General features: G+C 68.0%; 17 protein-coding genes. 8 read left to right on the forward strand and 9 right to left on the reverse strand.

Features of this window, described 5'->3' with window-relative positions:
* The first annotated feature begins 32 nt into the window (after window positions 1–32).
* From HUW62_RS37025 to HUW62_RS37045, 5 genes are read left to right on the forward strand one after another with little or no spacing between them, the layout of a single operon-like run.
* The gene (locus HUW62_RS37025) at window positions 33–848 is read left to right on the forward strand and encodes a TadE/TadG family type IV pilus assembly protein (RefSeq protein WP_163863114.1); all 816 of its coding nucleotides are present in this window, start codon (window positions 33–35) and stop codon (window positions 846–848) included.
* A 26-nt stretch (window positions 849–874) separates the two neighbouring features.
* Window positions 875–2,506 carry a TadE/TadG family type IV pilus assembly protein gene (locus HUW62_RS37030; protein ID WP_163863116.1) on the forward strand — a complete coding sequence of 544 codons (1,632 nt, stop codon included), beginning with the start codon at window positions 875–877 and terminating at the stop codon, window positions 2,504–2,506.
* Window positions 2,507–2,537: 31 nt separating this feature from the next.
* Window positions 2,538–3,656, forward strand: a complete 1,119-nt coding sequence (locus HUW62_RS37035; RefSeq protein WP_338041904.1) for a TadE/TadG family type IV pilus assembly protein — start codon at window positions 2,538–2,540, stop codon at window positions 3,654–3,656.
* 46 nt (window positions 3,657–3,702) lie between these two features.
* Window positions 3,703–4,545, forward strand: a complete 843-nt coding sequence (locus tag HUW62_RS37040) for a hypothetical protein (protein ID WP_163863120.1) — start codon at window positions 3,703–3,705, stop codon at window positions 4,543–4,545.
* Between the two features lie 8 nt (window positions 4,546–4,553).
* Window positions 4,554–4,742 (forward strand): hypothetical protein, encoded by a 189-nt coding sequence (locus tag HUW62_RS37045; protein WP_240356145.1) that lies wholly within the window; start codon window positions 4,554–4,556, stop codon window positions 4,740–4,742.
* Window positions 4,743–4,754: 12 nt separating this feature from the next.
* Here HUW62_RS37045 and HUW62_RS37050 read toward each other — a convergent pair whose 3' ends face one another.
* Window positions 4,755–5,573 (reverse strand): hypothetical protein, encoded by an 819-nt coding sequence (locus HUW62_RS37050; protein WP_176437096.1) that lies wholly within the window; start codon window positions 5,571–5,573, stop codon window positions 4,755–4,757.
* Between the two features lie 63 nt (window positions 5,574–5,636).
* Between HUW62_RS37050 and HUW62_RS37055 the strand changes: the two genes are divergently transcribed.
* A complete protein-coding gene (locus HUW62_RS37055) occupies window positions 5,637–6,260 on the forward strand; it encodes a hypothetical protein (RefSeq protein ID WP_176437097.1) in 624 nt (207 codons plus the stop codon).
* Between the two features lie 3 nt (window positions 6,261–6,263).
* Here HUW62_RS37055 and HUW62_RS37060 read toward each other — a convergent pair whose 3' ends face one another.
* A complete protein-coding gene (locus tag HUW62_RS37060) occupies window positions 6,264–6,881 on the reverse strand; it encodes a hypothetical protein (RefSeq protein WP_176437098.1) in 618 nt (205 codons plus the stop codon).
* A gap of 51 nt (window positions 6,882–6,932) precedes the next feature.
* Window positions 6,933–7,736 carry an AraC family transcriptional regulator gene (locus HUW62_RS37065; RefSeq protein ID WP_255203863.1) on the reverse strand — a complete coding sequence of 268 codons (804 nt, stop codon included), beginning with the start codon at window positions 7,734–7,736 and terminating at the stop codon, window positions 6,933–6,935.
* A gap of 136 nt (window positions 7,737–7,872) precedes the next feature.
* On the opposite strand from HUW62_RS37065, the gene HUW62_RS37070 reads away from it, so the two are divergent.
* Window positions 7,873–10,116: a M9 family metallopeptidase gene (locus HUW62_RS37070; protein ID WP_176437100.1), complete on the forward strand. Its 2,244-nt coding sequence runs from the start codon at window positions 7,873–7,875 to the stop codon at window positions 10,114–10,116.
* A gap of 43 nt (window positions 10,117–10,159) precedes the next feature.
* On the opposite strand, the gene HUW62_RS37075 is transcribed toward HUW62_RS37070, so the two are convergent.
* From HUW62_RS37075 to HUW62_RS37100, 6 genes are all read right to left on the reverse strand, one after another.
* Entirely contained in the window at window positions 10,160–11,734 is a 1,575-nt protein-coding gene (locus HUW62_RS37075; protein WP_176437101.1) for an aldehyde dehydrogenase (NADP(+)), read from the reverse strand.
* A gap of 71 nt (window positions 11,735–11,805) precedes the next feature.
* Entirely contained in the window at window positions 11,806–12,696 is an 891-nt protein-coding gene (locus tag HUW62_RS37080; protein ID WP_176437102.1) for a dihydrodipicolinate synthase family protein, read from the reverse strand.
* Window positions 12,693–13,970: an FAD/NAD(P)-binding oxidoreductase gene (locus HUW62_RS37085; RefSeq protein WP_176437103.1), complete on the reverse strand. Its 1,278-nt coding sequence runs from the start codon at window positions 13,968–13,970 to the stop codon at window positions 12,693–12,695. Before HUW62_RS37085 ends, HUW62_RS37080 begins: the two co-directional genes overlap by 4 nt.
* Window positions 13,963–14,232, reverse strand: coding sequence for a (2Fe-2S)-binding protein (locus HUW62_RS37090; protein WP_163863136.1), 270 nt, complete (start codon window positions 14,230–14,232; stop codon window positions 13,963–13,965). The genes HUW62_RS37085 and HUW62_RS37090 overlap by 8 nt, the downstream gene beginning before the upstream one ends.
* Complete coding sequence (locus HUW62_RS37095) at window positions 14,225–15,361, reverse strand: FAD-binding oxidoreductase (RefSeq protein ID WP_163863138.1); 1,137 nt, start codon at window positions 15,359–15,361, stop codon at window positions 14,225–14,227. The genes HUW62_RS37090 and HUW62_RS37095 overlap by 8 nt, the downstream gene beginning before the upstream one ends.
* Window positions 15,358–16,293 carry a proline racemase family protein gene (locus HUW62_RS37100; RefSeq protein WP_176437104.1) on the reverse strand — a complete coding sequence of 312 codons (936 nt, stop codon included), beginning with the start codon at window positions 16,291–16,293 and terminating at the stop codon, window positions 15,358–15,360. Before HUW62_RS37100 ends, HUW62_RS37095 begins: the two co-directional genes overlap by 4 nt.
* Window positions 16,294–16,570: 277 nt before the next feature.
* Between HUW62_RS37100 and HUW62_RS37105 the strand changes: the two genes are divergently transcribed.
* Window positions 16,571–16,853 (forward strand): hypothetical protein (locus HUW62_RS37105; protein WP_176437105.1); only part of this gene is annotated, 283 nt, incomplete at its 3' end.

Below are 16,853 nucleotides of genomic sequence, written 5' to 3' on the forward strand. Positions count from 1 at the left end.
GGGGTGCAGTGACGTCGTGCCCGGGGAGGGCCATGCGCTCGACATGTGAACCCAGTCGTTCAAACAGACAATCGGGCCAGGCCCTGGTGGAGACGGCGTTCGTCATCCCCATGATGGTGTTCTTCGTGCTGGGCATCATCCAGCTGAGTCTGGTGCACCATGCCCGCCTGATGACCGAGTACGGCGCCTACCGCGCGGTGCGCTCGGGCATCGTCAACCATGGCGACTGCGCCATCATGAAGAAGGCGGCCCTCACGTCGCTGCTGCCAACCCTGGGCCCCTTGAGCGGGAGTAACGGTCGGGTGGACACGTTGCCCCGGGCCATGGCGCACCACGCCCTGTTCACTCAAGCCGATGTCAGCGGTGATTACTATCAAGCAGGCCCTCTGCCCTTGCTGAAGGTCGAGGTCGTCAACCCCAAGCGAAGCGAGCTGGATGGCTTGTTCGCCACCTACGGCTCCCACATGCAAGGCATGGAGATTGACTACGACGATGTCCGGGATGACCGCGTCATCGAAGCCAATCTGCTGTCGGTCAGGCTCGTCTACTTCTACGAACTGCGAGTCCCCTTCGCGAACTGGCAGCTCCACAGCTTCTACATGGGGCGCGAGTACCTGGACGACCTGAAGGGGCTCCAGTTCGAGATTCAGCGCGCGGGCGGGCGCTCCGCCACCCAGTATCTCGTGGAGCGCGGTGCCGCCAGGGACCGGACCCACCGTGGCCTCGCCAACCTGTCGCGCGAGGGGCGGTACATCATTCCCCTGACCGCGACCTGGACCATGCGCATGCAGTCCAACCTCTTCAACAACGGCCGTCGCGGACCCGCGCAGTGCGCGGTCGACGCCTGAACCTGACTGCCTGGCGGGGGATTTAGATGTTCTTCATTCTGCGAAGGCTGCGCCGCGACGAACGTGGGCAGGCCCTGGTCATCGGCGCCGTCACCATGCTCATCCTCGCTGTCAGCGTGATGGCCTCGGTGAGCATCGGCCATGGCGTCTATGAAAAGATAAAGCTCCAGGACGCGGCCGATGCCCAGGCCTACTCCTTCGCGGTGAAGGAGGCCCGGGCCTACAACTTCCTGGCGTACACCAACCGCGCCATGATTGTTCACTACTCGGCCATGCTCACGGTGATGTCCTACGTGAGCCACGCCGTCTACCTGGACCGCACGGTGGGCGCGGCGGCCAGTGTCCTCAAGGTGGTTCCCGTCATCGGCGCGATATTCGCGGCGGTGGAACAGGCCATCAAGCTCTGGAAGACAGTGGTCGAAACCGTCTCCCAGGTACTCATCCCCTTCCTATCGGCGCTCAACGTCGCGTTCTGGCTCGCGCAGGAGGCCATGCTCTATGGCACCTTGCATGACCTCGTCATGTACAGGGACGACGTCAAGAAAACCGACCCCAATGCCAAGCCCGGCTTCGACGTGGTTGGCAGTGGAGGAGACGTCAACCTCGATTCGCTCTTCAGCAACTACGACGTCAATCATTCCAATCTCAAGAACTTCCTCCACGCCATCGACGACGGGCCCCACAGCAGTCAGGCCAGCTTCAGCGCACTCGACCCCACCGGCCTCGTCAAACGCTCCAAGCTCCTCCGCGCCAACTCCCTCTCCGACCCCGACATGGCCAAGTACCGCCTGCTGATGGGCAACCTGGCCAATGGCGTCCGTCGTGAATGGACGGCCGTGGGCAAAGGCCCCTTTCTCATCGGACGCAGGTGGAACTTCAACCTCTGCCTCATCATTGGCCAACTGCGCATCAACAAGGTCGCGGACAGTCAAATCAAGAGCTTCGACGAAGAGTTCCAGAACAACCGCAAGGACCAGCTCTTCGCCTCGGACGACATCAAGATAGAAGCCCGAGCCGGCTGCTTTGGCCTCTTCGACTGGGAGACCCTCTTCGAGCTGCGCTTCCGTGCCGCGGCGGATGCCCAGCGGGGGTATCACCAGGAATACGGCGGCAGCAAGGTCAGCCGGCACCACAACTGGATAGGCCTCACACCCTTCCTGACCTCGGATACGAGCTTCGTGAACCCATGGCAGAACCACTTCTCCTATCCCTGCAACGTCAGCGTCCTGACGAAGAACATGATGCCGCACTCAAAGGACGGCGTGAACTCGGACACGCCGTTCCAACTCCACAACCTCATCAGCACGGCCTTCATGAAGGAGAGTGCCTCCAACAGGTACAACGACTATCGGGAAGGCGTTCAAGCCGGCTACCTCGACATGTCGTGGAACTTCGTGGGAGGACTTGACGACTCGACCCCGATTGGAGCCTCCGCCAGGCAGTTCCGCGAGAGGACAGGGGGAATGATGGCCATGGCAGTGGGACGCGCCATCTATCACCGCCCCGGCCAGTGGAAGGAAGAGCCCAACTTCTTCAACCCACTCTGGACGGCACGCCTGGCCCCCGCGAAGACCCACTGGGAAGAGAAAGCCATGAAGGACATCATTCCCGAGTGGAACATCACCGCCAACGGCTTCAAGGACGCGCTCAATTACTGACGGAGGCGCCATGTACTCACGCTCGCGAACGATGAGGACGAGAGGTCGGCAGCGCGGAACGGCGACCGTGGAGTTCGCCATCATCGCGCCCCTCCTCATCATGATGGTCCTCTGGGCCCAATACTTCTGGGAGCTTCAACACGTCCGGCTCAAGGCCGCCGAGCTCGCCCGCTTCGTCGCGTTCGAGCGCACCGTCCGCCCCAACCTCCAGGGCATCATCAGCGACGCGCGTGAGCGCTACAAAGACCTCGATGGCGCCACGAAGTCGGGGGAGCTTCCGACAGGGGCGGGCTTCCGCAATCGCCTCACCCTGACGGTGTACGCCGAGGAGGCCGAAGCCCCCCTCACCGAGGTCTCCATGGGCGACCGCGGTGGACTCGGAGGTGCGATGGGTCTGGTGGGCGGCGCCCTGTCCGCCCTGGGCTCAACGCCCGCCGACCTCGCACAGGACATGGGGCTGGATACGCGCCGGGGCGCGGTCTCCGCGACAATCACAGTCGACATCCAGAACGGCATCATTCCCCACCAGATTGCGTTCTTCACCACCTCCCCCGACTCGTCCCAGCTGAACCTCCAGTTCACCGAGCACTTCAGCGTCTTCCACGACACGTGGCGGGCCTGGGGCTACGGAGATCATCCGAGGGACACCTACGCACGCGTCGAGCAGATCACCCACGACCGGGCCACGGGCATCATCTACAAAGGAGCCACCGGAGGCGACGCTGGGGGCGCGCTGAACTCCATCGGCGAGGTCCTGCAAGTGCTCGGGCTCGATTTCCCGTTCACGAGCAAGTACGTCCGCGAATCCGTCTTGATTCGCAAGGTGGGCACGAGCGGGAGCACATTCAACAAGGGGCCCGTCATTCCCACGCGAACGGTCCCCGGAGACGCCCTCCAAGCGTACTACTGGAAGAACGACTCGGACTACTGCTTCGGCGATTGCGAGCCTGGTCCCGTCCTCAACAAACGAGGAACCCGCAGCAACGGCGGCTACGGCGACAACTGGCCCATGCGCTCCTACAACTGTCGGGGCAACTTCTTCCAGGGCGCTGTCATCTCCAACCGCCCGGAGTCCGAGTACGCGGATCAACACAACGCCGACATGGACCGTTATTCCTATCACTCCTATGGAGACAAGGCGTGCAGGTAGCGATGAGGTCTCGACGCATCCCCTTGCATGAAGGGGACGGGAAGGCATGACCCGACTCAAGGACCGGACGGGAGGGCTCATCCGCGTGTTCGGCGTGGGAGGGCTGGGGCTGTTGTTGGCGCTCGCGGTGACGCTGCGCGAACCGCCGCCTCCGCTCCCCGAAGCCGAGCCCACGCCGGAGCCTCCTGTCGCACCCCCATCTGTCGCCAGGCCGATGACCGCGCGCTTCCAAGGAGCGTTCCCCAGCTACCCACAGTCCACGACCATTCCCATGGGGCGCATGGAGGCCAATGGGAATCCGATGGAGATGGCCTATTTCGAGACGACCAGCCCGCCTGGAGAGGTGCTGGAGTTCTACGCCCGCGAGTTCCGGCGGCGGGGCCATCGCACCAACCACAAGGCGGATGGCCCGAATGCCGGGGCCGTCAGCTATTACGACGCCAGACTGGGAGCGCTCGTCTCCGTCACGGCCGTGGGCGCGGGGGACAAGAAGGATAGGACCCAGGTCTTCCCCTCCATCGTCGAGACGCCCGAAGGCGTTCACCTTCAAGCCCGTGTGCCGGAGGCCCTGCCGAGAGCGCCGGGTGCCACCACGGTGCTGCGCGTCGATGACCTCAATCCAGGGCCTTCCGAAGGCAGCATCACCGTGACGGAAATCGCCCAGGGCACGCCGGGCACGCTCGCGGAGTTCTATCGGCGGGAGCTCGGACAGCGGGGCTTCACCCAGGTCGAAGCACGCTCCGCCAGACATGGCGTGGAGGTGCTTGGCTTCACGCGTCCAGGGGAAAGGCTCTCCCTCTCCCTCTCTCCCGTCCAGAAGGACGGGTTGCCCGAAACACTTGCCACCGTGGTCCTCGAACAGGCCACTTCCCCGGAGGGTCACCCATGAACGGATGGATGTCCTTGGCTTACCGCTGGCTTCGTCGGCCTCGCTCGCGCGGACAGGCAGCGGCGGAGTTCTCGCTCCTGCTCCTCGCTTTGATGGTCGGCGGAACCACGCTCACCGCGTTCGCCCCCGACCTGCTGGCCATCTTCACCGTCTACGTAGCGGGCTTCTATCTCGTCCTCGGCTACCCGCTGGGCTGACCCCGGCGACACTCATTGCCCGGGCAGCCGGGGAATAGCGATGGGGACGGTATCCAGCGAGGGCCGGGCCCCCGTCCCCGAAGCACGCACCACCCAGGAGCCGTCCTCGGTGACAACCGAGACCACCCCGACGAGTGGAACCCTGCTTGCGTCCACCACGACCACCGGCTTGCCACGCTCCCGCCGGAAGGTGCGCTCTCGGGCCTTCCCAGCGAATGGACCTCGCACCGTGATGTCCTTTTCTCCCATCAACTCCCCGCGCAGTTCGGGCGAGTCGGCCTCCAGGTCCACGGGGATGGAGATGGGGGCATGAGGCGCCACGGAGACCGCCAGCCGCTCGACGAAGGGACGGGTGGCCCCCGCCAGCCAGACCACCACGAGCATGCGCGGAGTCGTCTCATGGTCCAGTTCGACCTGATAGAGCGGCGTGCCGTCCTCGCGGACCGTCTCGCCCACCAACGCGACACGCACGCGAAAGGCACCCTGGCGCGTCGCCAGCTCATATTCGACCCACTGGCCCACGACGGGCTGGAACTGACCGTAGAGCAATGGCGCGGGGACCAGGGCACGCGCCTCCGCTCGGCGCGAAGGGTCCACGGAAACGCCTCCATCTCTTGGGGGAGTCTCCGTGGGACTCACGGCCCCAGCGGGTGGCGCCACCGCGGCGGGCACCTGCTTCGCGTCGACGGTGGGAGGCGCGCCGGACGGTGCTCGCGATGACGCCTCCATGGGAGGCTCCGACGTTGAGCGAGCGGAAGAGCTGGCTTCCGGATTGGAGCAGGCCAGGAGCAGCAAGGGAATGGCTCGCACGGCACTCAGCAGACGAGGCATGGCCGAACTCTAACAAAAGGCGTCCCGGGAGAGGGATGCACGCGTCAGGGATTGAAACCTCACATGACCAGAACCGGATGGGCAGTCGTCGCGCTGATGCTGTGCCTCGTGGTCCGCGAGGCCCATGCACAGACCACTCCCTTGGAGGGAATGCTCGAACTCCCCCTCGTCGCGCGAAATGGGGGCTGGGCCCGTTATCTGGGGACCTCCTCGGAAGGGCCCACCCGCTTCGTCATCAAGGTCGGTGCGCCGGGCCGCCACGAAGGCAGGAGCGGCCGCTGGTTCCATCTGCAGCTCGAAGTGCCCTCCCTGGGCCTCATCGCCTTCGACTTCCTCGTTGAAGGAGAACGCTTCGGCGCGCAGGGCGTCATTCTCTTGAGGGTGACTGTTCCGGGACAAGCTCCCCGCGAGCACCCCAATGCCTTCGCCAAGGCAGCCTCCGCCCCACGCCAGCCCCGCTTCCTCCAGAAGTCGACGGAGACCATCGCGGGCAAGACCGTGGAGATAATGGAGTACTCCTTCTCCGGGGGCCTCACGGCCGAATGGTCCTCCTCCGTGCCCGGCCTGGGTCTGGTGCGCATGGGCGGAGAGAACCCCTTCCACCTCGTCGACTTCGGCGTGGGCGGAGACCCGTGGAGGGAGCGGACCACGCCCGCGATGTTCCCCGCGCCACCGCCCAAGAAGTGAGCCTCAGCGTCCAGGCACGCGCGACGACAGTCCCATCTTTAGCAGCCGTCCTCGCACGCCGTCCACCGCGTCGTGCGCGAGCCTCGCCTCCAGACGAAGTGACTCACCCCGCCCCGCCCGCAGCACCGTGCGAGGCGGCTCCCCGTCAACCTTCTGGAGCGAGAACCACTCCAGCTCCGAGAAGCGCGTGCGCCGCCCCAACGGGTCGATGAAGCCCTCTCCAGACAGGAACAGCCCCGGCACCAGGTGCAAGCCAATGGCGCCCAGCCACACCGCCAACCCCAGACAGAAGCTCCCCAGCGCCGGCCGCGCCTCGGAGTACATCAGGTGCACGCCCAGCAGCGCCAGCAAACCCACCCCCGCGAGCACTTGCAGATACGTCCCCACCCGCGCCCGCGAGCCCAGCACCACGAGTGAGCGCGCGCGCAGGAGCGACACCAGCGCCACGAGCGACAGCAACGCCTGCCCCCCAGAGGCCACCGCCACCGCGACGGCCAGCATCCCCCGCCGCCCGCCGAGCGCCTGGGACTCCTGCACGAGCCACACCGCGCAGGCGCTGAAGAACCCCACGGCGAGGACATGGAGTGCGACGGTGGACACGGGCAACGCGGTTGCTTTCATCGGTGCCCGCCAGCGCATCACATCCGAGAGGCTTTGGGGAGGCCCCCTCCTTCAGCGGGCCCGCTTCCGACGGGAGGCCACGGGCACCGACGTGGCGACGACGAGCTGCCGGTACTGCCGGGGACTCAACCCCGTCACCTGCTTGAACTGGCGCGACAGCGCGCTCTGGTCACAGAAGCCCACCGCGAGGGCGATGGCCGCGATGGGCTGCTCATCCTCCACCAGTCGCGCCGCCGCCGCGTCGATGCGCGTCTTCATGATGAACTGCCCCGCCGACAACTGGAAGATGCGCCGGATCCGCCGCTCGAACTGCGCCGCGGACATGCCCGCCCGGCGCGCCAGTGAGTCGATGCGCAGCCGCTCTCCATAGTTCGCCTGGATGTAATCGATGGTCCCCGCGAAGCGCTCGTCCACCAGCCCCGCGCGCCCCGGCTCGTGCACGTCCTTGGACAGACACGCCAGCCCCATCACCTCGCCCGTCGAGTCAAACAGCGGCACCTTGCTCGTCAGACACCAGCCCGGCTCGCGGCTGTTGAACAACGTCAGGTCCAGGTTGTCCACCAGCGCCCGGCCCGTCCGGAACACCTTCTCGTCCTGCCGCACGTAGCGGTCCGCCATGTGCTGGGGAAACAGCTCGTGCGCCGTGCGCCCCACCGCCGCCGCCTTGCTCCTCAGGCCACAGCGCTCCGCGCACGCCTCGCTGATGCACACGTAGCGCCCCCGGATGTCCTTCACCGAGAAGACGATGTCCGGCACCCGGTCGAACAGCTCCTCCGCGAACAGGGGATTGGCCACCTGTCCCATGAAGCCCATCCGCCAGTGCTCCAAGGTTTCACGCGCTTTGGTGGTTTCCATTCGTCCCCACATGGGAAAGACACAAGAACGTCAGACGTGCTCACGAATACCTTGAACACCACGTGAAACCTACGTCGGTGTCACTCGGAAAAAACGACACCGTGCATCAAGCCCCCACCCCGAGGAGCACGAAGCCATGCGCGGTCCAATCACGGATTGGTGTCGCTGTCACATCGTCCTCGCCATCTGTTGTCTCACGCTACTCGCACCCGGAGCGGACGCACGCCCTGGAGGTCCCCCGCCGGCCGAGCCCGCCCAGCGCGTCCATGGACTGGAGCACGCGCACCAACGCATCCAGCCCGACGAGCGACAGCCCGACGTCTCCCCGGAGCAACTGCGCCAGTCGCCCACCCCTCCCGCGCCGAAGCGGGCCCTGCTGGCCTGTGACACCGCGGCCTTCGGGTCGGCCACGGGCACTGCGCTGGTGACGCTGGTGAAGGGCTCCACGACGGAGTGCATCAACACGCTGTTCAGCGTCACGGGCACGCTCGCAAGGCAGGTGTTCATCGAGAGCAAGATGGTCACCATCGCCAACGCGCTCACCTCCAACGCGCAGGCCTACGTGGGGAACAACAGCGGGCAGACGCTCCAGCTCATCATGTACCTGCGCGCGGGGTACTACGTGCAGTACTACGCCCCGGACGTCGTGGGCAGCTACGGCACGGCGCTGGCCAACGCCATCCGCCCGGCCCTGGCCGCCTTCGTGGCCAACAGCCACTTCCGGGACGTCAACGACGACCACGGCGCGGTGCTGGGTGAGTTCGTCACGCTCATCGACAGCTCGAGCGAGAACGCGCGGCACCTGGGCACCTTCAAGGGGCTCCTGGACCGCTTCAACGACACCGCCCTGGCCTCCTGGTACATGCGCGGCGCCACCAACAACGTCTTCGTCGGCCTGTTCCGGGGCCACTACAACGACGACTTCGTGGCGGCCGTGCAGGCGGACTCGTCCATCATCGACTCGCTGGACTCCTTCGGCCTGCGCACCGAGCACCTGCTGGGCACCGACAACCAGTACCTCACCGTCAACGCCGCCCGCGAGCTGGCGCGCTTCCTCCAGTACCCGGGGGCGCTGCAGACGAAGGCGCGCCCCAAGGTGAGGACGCTCATCACCGGCCACTCGATGACGGGCCCCACGGCGGGCGTCTGGGTGGGCGCGGCGGAGATGGCCGACTACTACGACGGCGCCAACTGCGCGTACTACGGCATCTGCGACTTCCGAAGGACGCTGGAGCAGGCGGTGCTCCGCGTGACGTACAACTGCGGCGCCACGCTGAAGATGCGCGCGCAGGACATGACGGCCACGCAGCTCACGCAGAGCTGCGGCCAGTTGGCCACGCAGGAGTCCTACTTCCACGACAAGCTGAAGACGGGCCGCCTCCCCGTCGCCAGCGACAACAACACGTCGCTGGAGATGGTCATCTTCGACAGCAGCCTGGACTACCAGACGTATGCCGGCGCGCTGTTCGGCATCGACACCAACAACGGTGGCATGTACCTGGAGGGAGACCCGGCGGCGTCCGGCAACCAGGCCCGCTTCATCGCCTACGAGGCGGAGTGGCTGCGGCCCGCGTTCGAAATCTGGAACCTGCGCCACGAGTACGTCCACTACCTGGACGGCCGCTTCAACCTGAAGGGCGACTTCGGCGTCAGCATCAGCCAGCCCACCATCTGGTGGATTGAGGGCCTGGCCGAGTACGTGTCCAAGAAGGACGTCAACGCGGACGCGGTGACTCGGGGCACCAGCAAGGGCTTCCAGCTCAGCCAGATTCTGCGCAACGACTACAACAGCGGCACCGAGCGCGTGTACTCCTGGGGCTATCTCGCGGTGCGCTTCATGTTCGAGCGCCATGGGAATCAGGTGGACACCTTCGTCGGCCAGTTCCGCGCGGGGAACTACAGCGCATATCGCACGTCCCTGGACGCCCTGGGCACGGCGAACGACACGGAGTTCCACCAGTGGATTGACTGCGTGGCCACCGCGACCGACCCGAGCACCTGTGTGAATCCCGGCCCAGGCCCGGGTCCAGGCACCAGCACGCCGTGCACGGGCGCCGACACGCGGATGCTGGGCAACAACTGCTACCGGGGCCCGCTGTCCGGTGGCGAGGCCCTGCAGTACTTCTACGTGTGGGTGCCCGCCGGTGCGCGCAACCTGCGCTTCCAGATGAGCGGCGGCACGGGCAACGCGGACCTCTATGTCCGCGCTGGCACGTGGCCCTCGACGACGGCGTATGACTTCCGGCCGTATCTGTCCGGCAATGACGAGGGGGTGGACATCCCCTCGCCGGTGGGTGGCAGCTACTACTACGCCATGGTGAAGGGCCGCGCGGCATTCACGGGCGTGAAGCTGGAGTCCCGCTTCGACACGACGCCGTGAAGCAAGGGAGTGGCTCCCGGGTGGAGGCGGGGCCACCTGGGAGTCACTCCCGCTTCAGCACCCCGTCCACCGTGCGCCAGAGGCCCAGGGGGTTCGCCTCGCGAAGCTCCGGCGGGAGCAGCGCGTCCGGCACGTCCTGGAAGCAGACCGGGCGAACGAAGCGGCGGATGGCCCCCGTGCCCACGGCGGTGAAGCGTCCATCCGAACTGGCCGGAAAGGGACCGCCATGCACCATCGCCGGGCAGACCTCCACGCCCGTGGGGACGCCGTTCATCAGCACACGCCCCACGCGGTCCGACAACGTGGGGAGCAGCTCCGAGGCCAGCTCCGTGTCTCCCACGTCCATCATCACCGTGGCGGTGAGCTGGCCTTCCAGTCGCGAGGCCACGCGCACCAACTCCGCCGCGTCACGCGCCACGGTCAGCACCGCGCAGCTTCCGAACACCTCTTCGGTGAGCTCCCCCTCGGCGAGCACCACCCGCGCCTCCGCCTCGAACAGCGCGGGAGCACCGAGCGCGGCCTTCGACTCGCCGCGCGCATGCGTCCGCGTGTCGGCGCGCGCGGCCAGCCGGCTCACGCCCTCGCGAAAGCGCTCGGCGATGGCGGGCGTCAACATGGGCGCGGCAGGAGCGGCGCCCAGCTTCTCGGCGAGCCTCGCGCGGAAGGCCTCGTACCCGGTTCCATCCACCGCCACGAGCAAGCCGGGTGAGGTGCAGAACTGGCCCGCGCCCTGGAGGATGGACGCGGCCAGCGCGTCCGCCATCTCCTGCGGACGGGCAGCCAGGGCTTCCGGCAGGAGGAAGATGGGGTTGATGGAGCCCATCTCCGCGAACACGGGGATGGGCACGGGCCGAGCGGCGGCCAGCGCCATCAACGCGCGACCTCCACCGCGAGAGCCCGTGAAGCCGACGGCGCGGATGGCGGGGTGACGCACCAGGGAGGCGCCCACCTCGGTGCCCGCGTCGAACAGGAGCGAGAACACGCCTTCGTGCAGTCCACACGCCGCCACGGCCTCACGGATGGCCAGGCCCGCGCGCTCGGAGGTCGCGGGGTGCGCGGGATGAGCCTTGGCGATGACGGGGCACCCCGCGGCGAGCGCGGACGCGGTGTCACCTCCCGCGACGGAGAACGCGAGCGGGAAGTTGCTCGCGCCGAACACGGCCACCGGCCCCACGGGGCGCAGCAGCGAGCGCAGGTCCGGACGTGGCAGCGGGCGACGCTCGGGCAGTGCATGGTCGATGCGCGCATCCACCCAGCTCCCCTCCTCCAACAGTCGGGCGAACTGACGGAACTGTCCGGCCGCGCGGCCCAGCTCGCCCTGGATGCGGGCGGGGGGCAGGCCGGTCTCCTTCGGTGTCACGGCGAGGAAGTCCGCCTCCGCCGAGAGGAGCGCCTCCGCGATGTGCTCCAGGAACACGGCGCGCTGGCGAGAGGACAGGGCCGCGAGCGAGGGCGCGGCCTCCTGCGCGAGCACACAGGCGCGCTCCACCTCCTGGGGCTTCGCGCCGTGGAAGCGCGGCTCCAGTGCCACGCCCTCCGCCGGATTCCAGCCGGTGAACGTCGGCCCACCGGGCTCTCCGCGTTCGGCGCCAATCAACGACAGTCCCATCCAGCTCATACGGCGACCTCACTCCGGGAGGGGCGCAGCGCCCCTCCAGCTTCGATACGAGAGACTTCACACCACGCACGCTATAGCGCGGGACGGTTCGCCAGGGCCTCGCGCAGCACGCGCAGGCACTCCTCGCGCTCGGCTCCCGCCAGCTCCAGCCGAGGCCCACGCACGCGCTCGTGGCCCCAGCCGACCTCCTGCTGCACCAGCTTGATGAGCTGGACGAATTTGGGGACGGTGTCCAGGCGCAACAGCGGCAGGAACCAGCGGTACAGCTCGAAGGCGGCCTGCTTCTTTCCGGCGAGCGACAGCTCCAACAGCCGCACGGACTCGGCGGGGAAGGCGTTGACGAGTCCCGCCACCCAGAAGCGCGCGCCCGCCTCCACGCCCTCGACGAGGCAGTCATCCACGCCGACGCCCAGGGCCAGCCGGTCTCCCAGGAGCGCGCGAATGGCGGTGACGCGACGGGCATCGGTGGAGGACTCCTTCACGGCGACCGCATTGTCGTGCTCGGCGGCCAGCTCCGCGAGGTGGGCGGGGGTGAAGTCCGTCTTGTAGGCGACGGGGTTGTTGTAGAGCAGGCACGGCAGCTTCGTGGCGCGCAGGACGGCGGACATGTGCGCCTTCATCTCGCGCCAGTCGCTCGAATAGACATACGGGGGCAGCACCATGAGTCCGGCGCAGCCCGCCTCCTCGGCGGCGCGAGCCAGCCGCACGGCCTCCGCGGTGGACAGCGCGGCGATGCCCGGGATGACGGGCACCTTCACCGCGTCCACGACGGTGCGCATCACCGCGGCCTTCTCCTCCAGGCTCAGCGTCGCGCCCTCGCCCAGGGAGCCGCAGGGGATGATGCCGGTGCAGCCCTGCGACACCAGCCAGCGCACGTGCGAGCGCACCGTGCCGTGGTCGACGGACAGGTCCGTGTTGAAGGGGGTGGTGATGGCGGGGAGGACACCAGTCCAGAGGCTCATGACTCTCTCGTGTGGGTAGAGGAAACGTCCGAGGGTAGGCGCAGGCTGCCGATGCGCGCGGGGAGGCACGGTGGGCGCACGTCTTCGCCCGACCAGCCGAAGAGGGCCTGCGCCGCGGTGCCGCAGGTGCGGCCCTGGCAGGCGCCCATTCCCAGCCGTGCGTACAGCCGTGCCTCGCGCAGGTTCTGACAGCCCTCCAGCGCGGACATGGGCACGTCCTCGCAGCGACACAGCAGCGTGTCCGGCGCGGCCAGTCGGAGCAGCTCCGCGCGCGGCGCGTCGTGTATCGCGAGCTGAGCGGCGAAGGTCCGCACGCGGTGCCAGGAGCGCTCCAGCTCGAATGGAACGGGTTGCTCGGCGGCGACGAGACCGGCCAGCGCTCCGGTGACGAGCGCCTGGTCCACGCCACCGATGCCGAGCAGCTCGCCCACGGCGTGGACCTTGGGAACGCGCGTCTCCAGACGGTCGTCGACGACCACCGCGCCGGCCGAGGTCTCACAGCCGAGGAGCCGCGCCACTTCCAGGTTGGGAACGAGCCCGTAGGCCGCGCCCAGGTAGTCGCAGTGCAGGTGTTCTTCACGGCCGCGCACGGAGAGGCGGACGGCTTCCAGACGGCGCTCGCCTTCGGCGGCGGTGACCCAGGCGTCCGTGGACGTGGGCACGCTGACGAGCTTCGCTGACATCAAGGCGCCCTGGAGCAGCTTGGCCGGCTGACGCCAGAGCTGGAGCGCGAAGCCCCAGTGGCTCGCGGCGGAGGCCTGTTCGGCGATGTAGAGGACCTCGCCACCGTGGGCGTGAATCGTCGCGGCGGCGACGAGCAACAACGGGCCCGTGCCGGCGAGCACCACGCGCTTGCCCTCGATGGGGAGCCCGTCCTTCACGAGCACCTGGAGTCCGCTGACGCCCATGACTCCTGGCAGCGTCCAGCCGGGGAACGGCAGGAAGCGCTCTCGCGCGCCGGTGGCGAGCACCGCGCGGCCGTAGCGCACGGCGAACGAGGACGAGGCCTCTTCCACCAGGAGCACGCCCGGCTCGGGCGCGGCGATGACCCGGGCACCTGGACGAAAGCGCGCGCCCGACGCGGAGAACCGGGTGAGCCAGCGACGCGCCAGGCGGTTCGAGCCCTTTCGAGCCTCGCCTCGCCAGACCTGTCCACCGGGCTCCGGCTGGGCGTCGAGGACGAGCACATCCAGCCCCGCCTCGGCCGCACGACACGCGGCGGCGAGCCCACCTGGGCCAGCGCCGACGACCACGAGGTCGCAGACCTCACGCATCGGTCACCACCGTCTGGTCCTCGCGACACGGCGTCAGGCACATGAGGACCTCGGGCACACCGTCGATGGTGGCGCGGCACTCGAAGCAGACGCCCATGCCGCACAGCGGGCCACGGGGTCGCCCGCTCAAGTCCGCGCGACTGACGAAGCTGTCCATCATCGCCAGCGCGGCCGCGACGGAAGTCCCCACCGGCACCGTGACTTCACGCCCGTTGATGCGAAGGGTGACGACCGAGGCGTTCTTCAGCGAGGCCTCACGCATGAGCAACCTCAGGACCCGACGCTGACAGGAAGCGCGCGGGTGAATACGGGCGCGAGTCAATGACACTCGCGCGCCCGAGCAACTGGTCCGCCACCAGTCGCGCGCTGCCCGTCGCGGTGGTGATGCCGAGCCCCTCATGGCCACACGCCAGCCACAGCCACGGCTTCTCCGGATGGGGCCCCAGCAACGGCAGTCCATCCGGCGTCGCCGGGCGCAGTCCCGTCCACACACGCAGCGCCTGCAACCCATCGAGCCCCGGAAGGAACAGGGCCGCGCGCTTCAACATCCGCTCCAGGAGCGCCGCATCCACCTCCCGAGTCCCATCCCCCGGTTGCCGAGACGAGCCCAGCAGGAGCTGTCCCGTGACGCGAGGCTGCGCATTGAAGGCCACGGAAGCGCCATCCGTACCATGGGCGCTCTTGAGGTAGCCCAACTCCACCAACTGGTGGTGCACCACCGGAGCACCGCGCCGGGTGATGAGCAGATGCCCCTTGCGAGGAGAGATGGGCAGCCCGGGGCACAGCAGGGGACTCGCCACGCCCGCGGCGAGCACGATGTGCCGCGCCGCCAGCACCTCGCCATTCGCGAGCACGACCCCACCCGGCCGCAGTTCCCGGACCGGACAGCCCGTCATCAACCGCGCGCCACGAGCCTGGGCCCGCAGCGCGAAGGTCCGCGCGGCGAGCGGCGGATACAGCACGGCATCCTCCGGAACCCGCAGCGCCCCGACGAGTCCCGGAGCCAGCGCGGGCTCGGCCTCGTAAAGCGCCGCGCTGTCGAGCACCTCCGCCCGGACGCCCGCGGCGCGGTAGTTGGCGACCTTCGCGGAGACCGCGGCCATCTCCTCGTCATCGGCGGCGAGCCACAGCGTGCCGCAAGCGTCGTACTCCACGGTGCGAGGCAAACCAGGCGCGAGCTCCCGCCACAGCGCCACGGACCACGCCGTCAGCGCCAGCTCCGCCGCGTTGTCGTCCATGGCCACCAGGTGACCCATGCCGCACGCGGTGGTCCCCGTCCCGATGGAGCGCGCCTCCACCAGCGCCACCGACACCCCTTCCGCGCTGAGCACATCCGCGAGCGCCGCGCCGACGATGCCACCGCCGACGATGACGCAATCGAAGGCGCTCATCCGATGCCCCAGGCGAACGGGTCCGTCGGGTCCACCAGCAACGTCGCCTCCGCGTTGACGGACGCGGTGCCGGTGATGGTGGGAAGGACGCGGTCACCATCGCGCACGTAGCGCGCCTCGAAGCGACTGCCGAGGATGCTCTCCTGCACCCACGTCGCGCCCTCCGCGAGCCCTCCCTCGGCGGCGAGGCATGCCACTTTCGCGCTCGTCCCGGTGCCGCAAGGAGAGCGGTCATACGCCAGCCCGGGGCACAGCACGAAGTTGCGAGCATTCACCCCGGGCGTCGGCGACGGGGCATACAGCTCCACGTGGTCAATCTCCGCGCCACCCTCTCCCGTGATGCCCTGGTCCACGAGCGCCTGCTTGAGCGCGGACGTGTACGCGAGGAGCGAAGGGACCCGCGTCAGCTCCAGAGGCAGGTGCGTCGCACGCGCCAGGAAGAACCAATTGCCACCCCAGGCGATATCCCCTCGGACCTCGCCATGTCCCGGCACCGACACGGCCACGTCGTGCGCCCACCGGTAGCTCGGCACGTTGGCGATGCTGACGCGACCATCCGGATGCAGCGTGGCCTTCACCACGCCCACGGGAGTCTCCAGCGCGTGGACGCCGGGACCGATGCGGCCCAGGTACTCCAGCGTCTTCACCACGCCGATGGTTCCGTGGCCACACATCCCGAGGTAGCCGACGTTGTTGAAGAAGATGATGCCGGCGACGCTCGACGCATGGACGGGTGGACACAAGAGCGCCCCCACCATGACGTCGGAGCCACGGGGCTCGCAGACAATGGCCTTGCGAAAGGCGTCGAACTGCTCGCGGAAGCGCTCGCGCTGACTCGCCAGGTCGCCCGTCCCCAGCTCGGGTCCTCCGTCAATCACCACACGCGTGGGCTCACCGCCCGTATGACTGTCGATGACTCGAATGCGCCGCATGCGGACCGCTCCCTCTACCCGGGCCTCCCATGAGCCACCCTAGGAGTCCCGAGGCGCTGTTTCTTGGGAGATTCGACCACACTCGCGTGGCAATCACGCAAATGCCCCCGAGAGCAGGCGCCCTCGGAGCCTCCACCTGGGACAGACCCTCCCCAACGGGAGCCCCTGGTTCATGAAGGTGACGCGCCCGGCCAGAGCCACAAACCTCCGCGATTCTCCTTGGCGATGGCGGCCACTGGCAGTGAAGTCACGCTCCCTCAATCCCTGGGAGCGTGCAATGAATCGTCAGACGTGGAGCGGAGCCTTCGTGGTGGCCTTGCTGCTGGCTGGCTGTGGTGGAGGCACGGAGTCCCCGACCTGGGAGGAAGCATCGCCCGCCGGGTCCGAAGTCAATCAGTCGCTCTCCGACCCCTGGACCTGCGACCCCGCCGAATGGTGTCACGTCAGCCAGCACACCCTGGACTGTCCTCCGGGCGCCCCCTACGGGACGGCCCACGCGTGGCCCACTCAGGCGGGCGGCTACTGCACCCAGCGCTTCGCGTGCGGCGCCCATTTCCCCC

This window comes from Myxococcus sp. AM011, assembly GCF_013372595.1.
Classification (GTDB): Bacteria; Myxococcota; Myxococcia; order Myxococcales; family Myxococcaceae; genus Myxococcus; species Myxococcus eversor.

Coding starts and splice junctions, on each gene's coding strand:
- HUW62_RS37070 (WP_176437100.1), top strand. CDS start 7,873: ATGCGCGGTCCAATCACGGATTGGTGTCGCTGTCACATCGTCCTCGCC.
- HUW62_RS37090 (WP_163863136.1), bottom strand. CDS start 14,232: ATGCGTGAGGCCTCGCTGAAGAACGCCTCGGTCGTCACCCTTCGCATC.
- HUW62_RS37050 (WP_176437096.1), bottom strand. CDS start 5,573: ATGCCTCGTCTGCTGAGTGCCGTGCGAGCCATTCCCTTGCTGCTCCTG.
- HUW62_RS37040 (WP_163863120.1), top strand. CDS start 3,703: ATGACCCGACTCAAGGACCGGACGGGAGGGCTCATCCGCGTGTTCGGC.
- HUW62_RS37085 (WP_176437103.1), bottom strand. CDS start 13,970: ATGCGTGAGGTCTGCGACCTCGTGGTCGTCGGCGCTGGCCCAGGTGGG.
- HUW62_RS37025 (WP_163863114.1), top strand. CDS start 33: ATGCGCTCGACATGTGAACCCAGTCGTTCAAACAGACAATCGGGCCAG.
- HUW62_RS37075 (WP_176437101.1), bottom strand. CDS start 11,734: ATGAGCTGGATGGGACTGTCGTTGATTGGCGCCGAACGCGGAGAGCCC.
- HUW62_RS37030 (WP_163863116.1), top strand. CDS start 875: ATGTTCTTCATTCTGCGAAGGCTGCGCCGCGACGAACGTGGGCAGGCC.
- HUW62_RS37095 (WP_163863138.1), bottom strand. CDS start 15,361: ATGAGCGCCTTCGATTGCGTCATCGTCGGCGGTGGCATCGTCGGCGCG.
- HUW62_RS37035 (WP_338041904.1), top strand. CDS start 2,538: ATGAGGACGAGAGGTCGGCAGCGCGGAACGGCGACCGTGGAGTTCGCC.
- HUW62_RS37100 (WP_176437104.1), bottom strand. CDS start 16,293: ATGCGGCGCATTCGAGTCATCGACAGTCATACGGGCGGTGAGCCCACG.
- HUW62_RS37080 (WP_176437102.1), bottom strand. CDS start 12,696: ATGAGCCTCTGGACTGGTGTCCTCCCCGCCATCACCACCCCCTTCAAC.
- HUW62_RS37065 (WP_255203863.1), bottom strand. CDS start 7,736: ATGGAAACCACCAAAGCGCGTGAAACCTTGGAGCACTGGCGGATGGGC.
- HUW62_RS37060 (WP_176437098.1), bottom strand. CDS start 6,881: ATGAAAGCAACCGCGTTGCCCGTGTCCACCGTCGCACTCCATGTCCTC.
- HUW62_RS37055 (WP_176437097.1), top strand. CDS start 5,637: ATGACCAGAACCGGATGGGCAGTCGTCGCGCTGATGCTGTGCCTCGTG.
- HUW62_RS37045 (WP_240356145.1), top strand. CDS start 4,554: ATGTCCTTGGCTTACCGCTGGCTTCGTCGGCCTCGCTCGCGCGGACAG.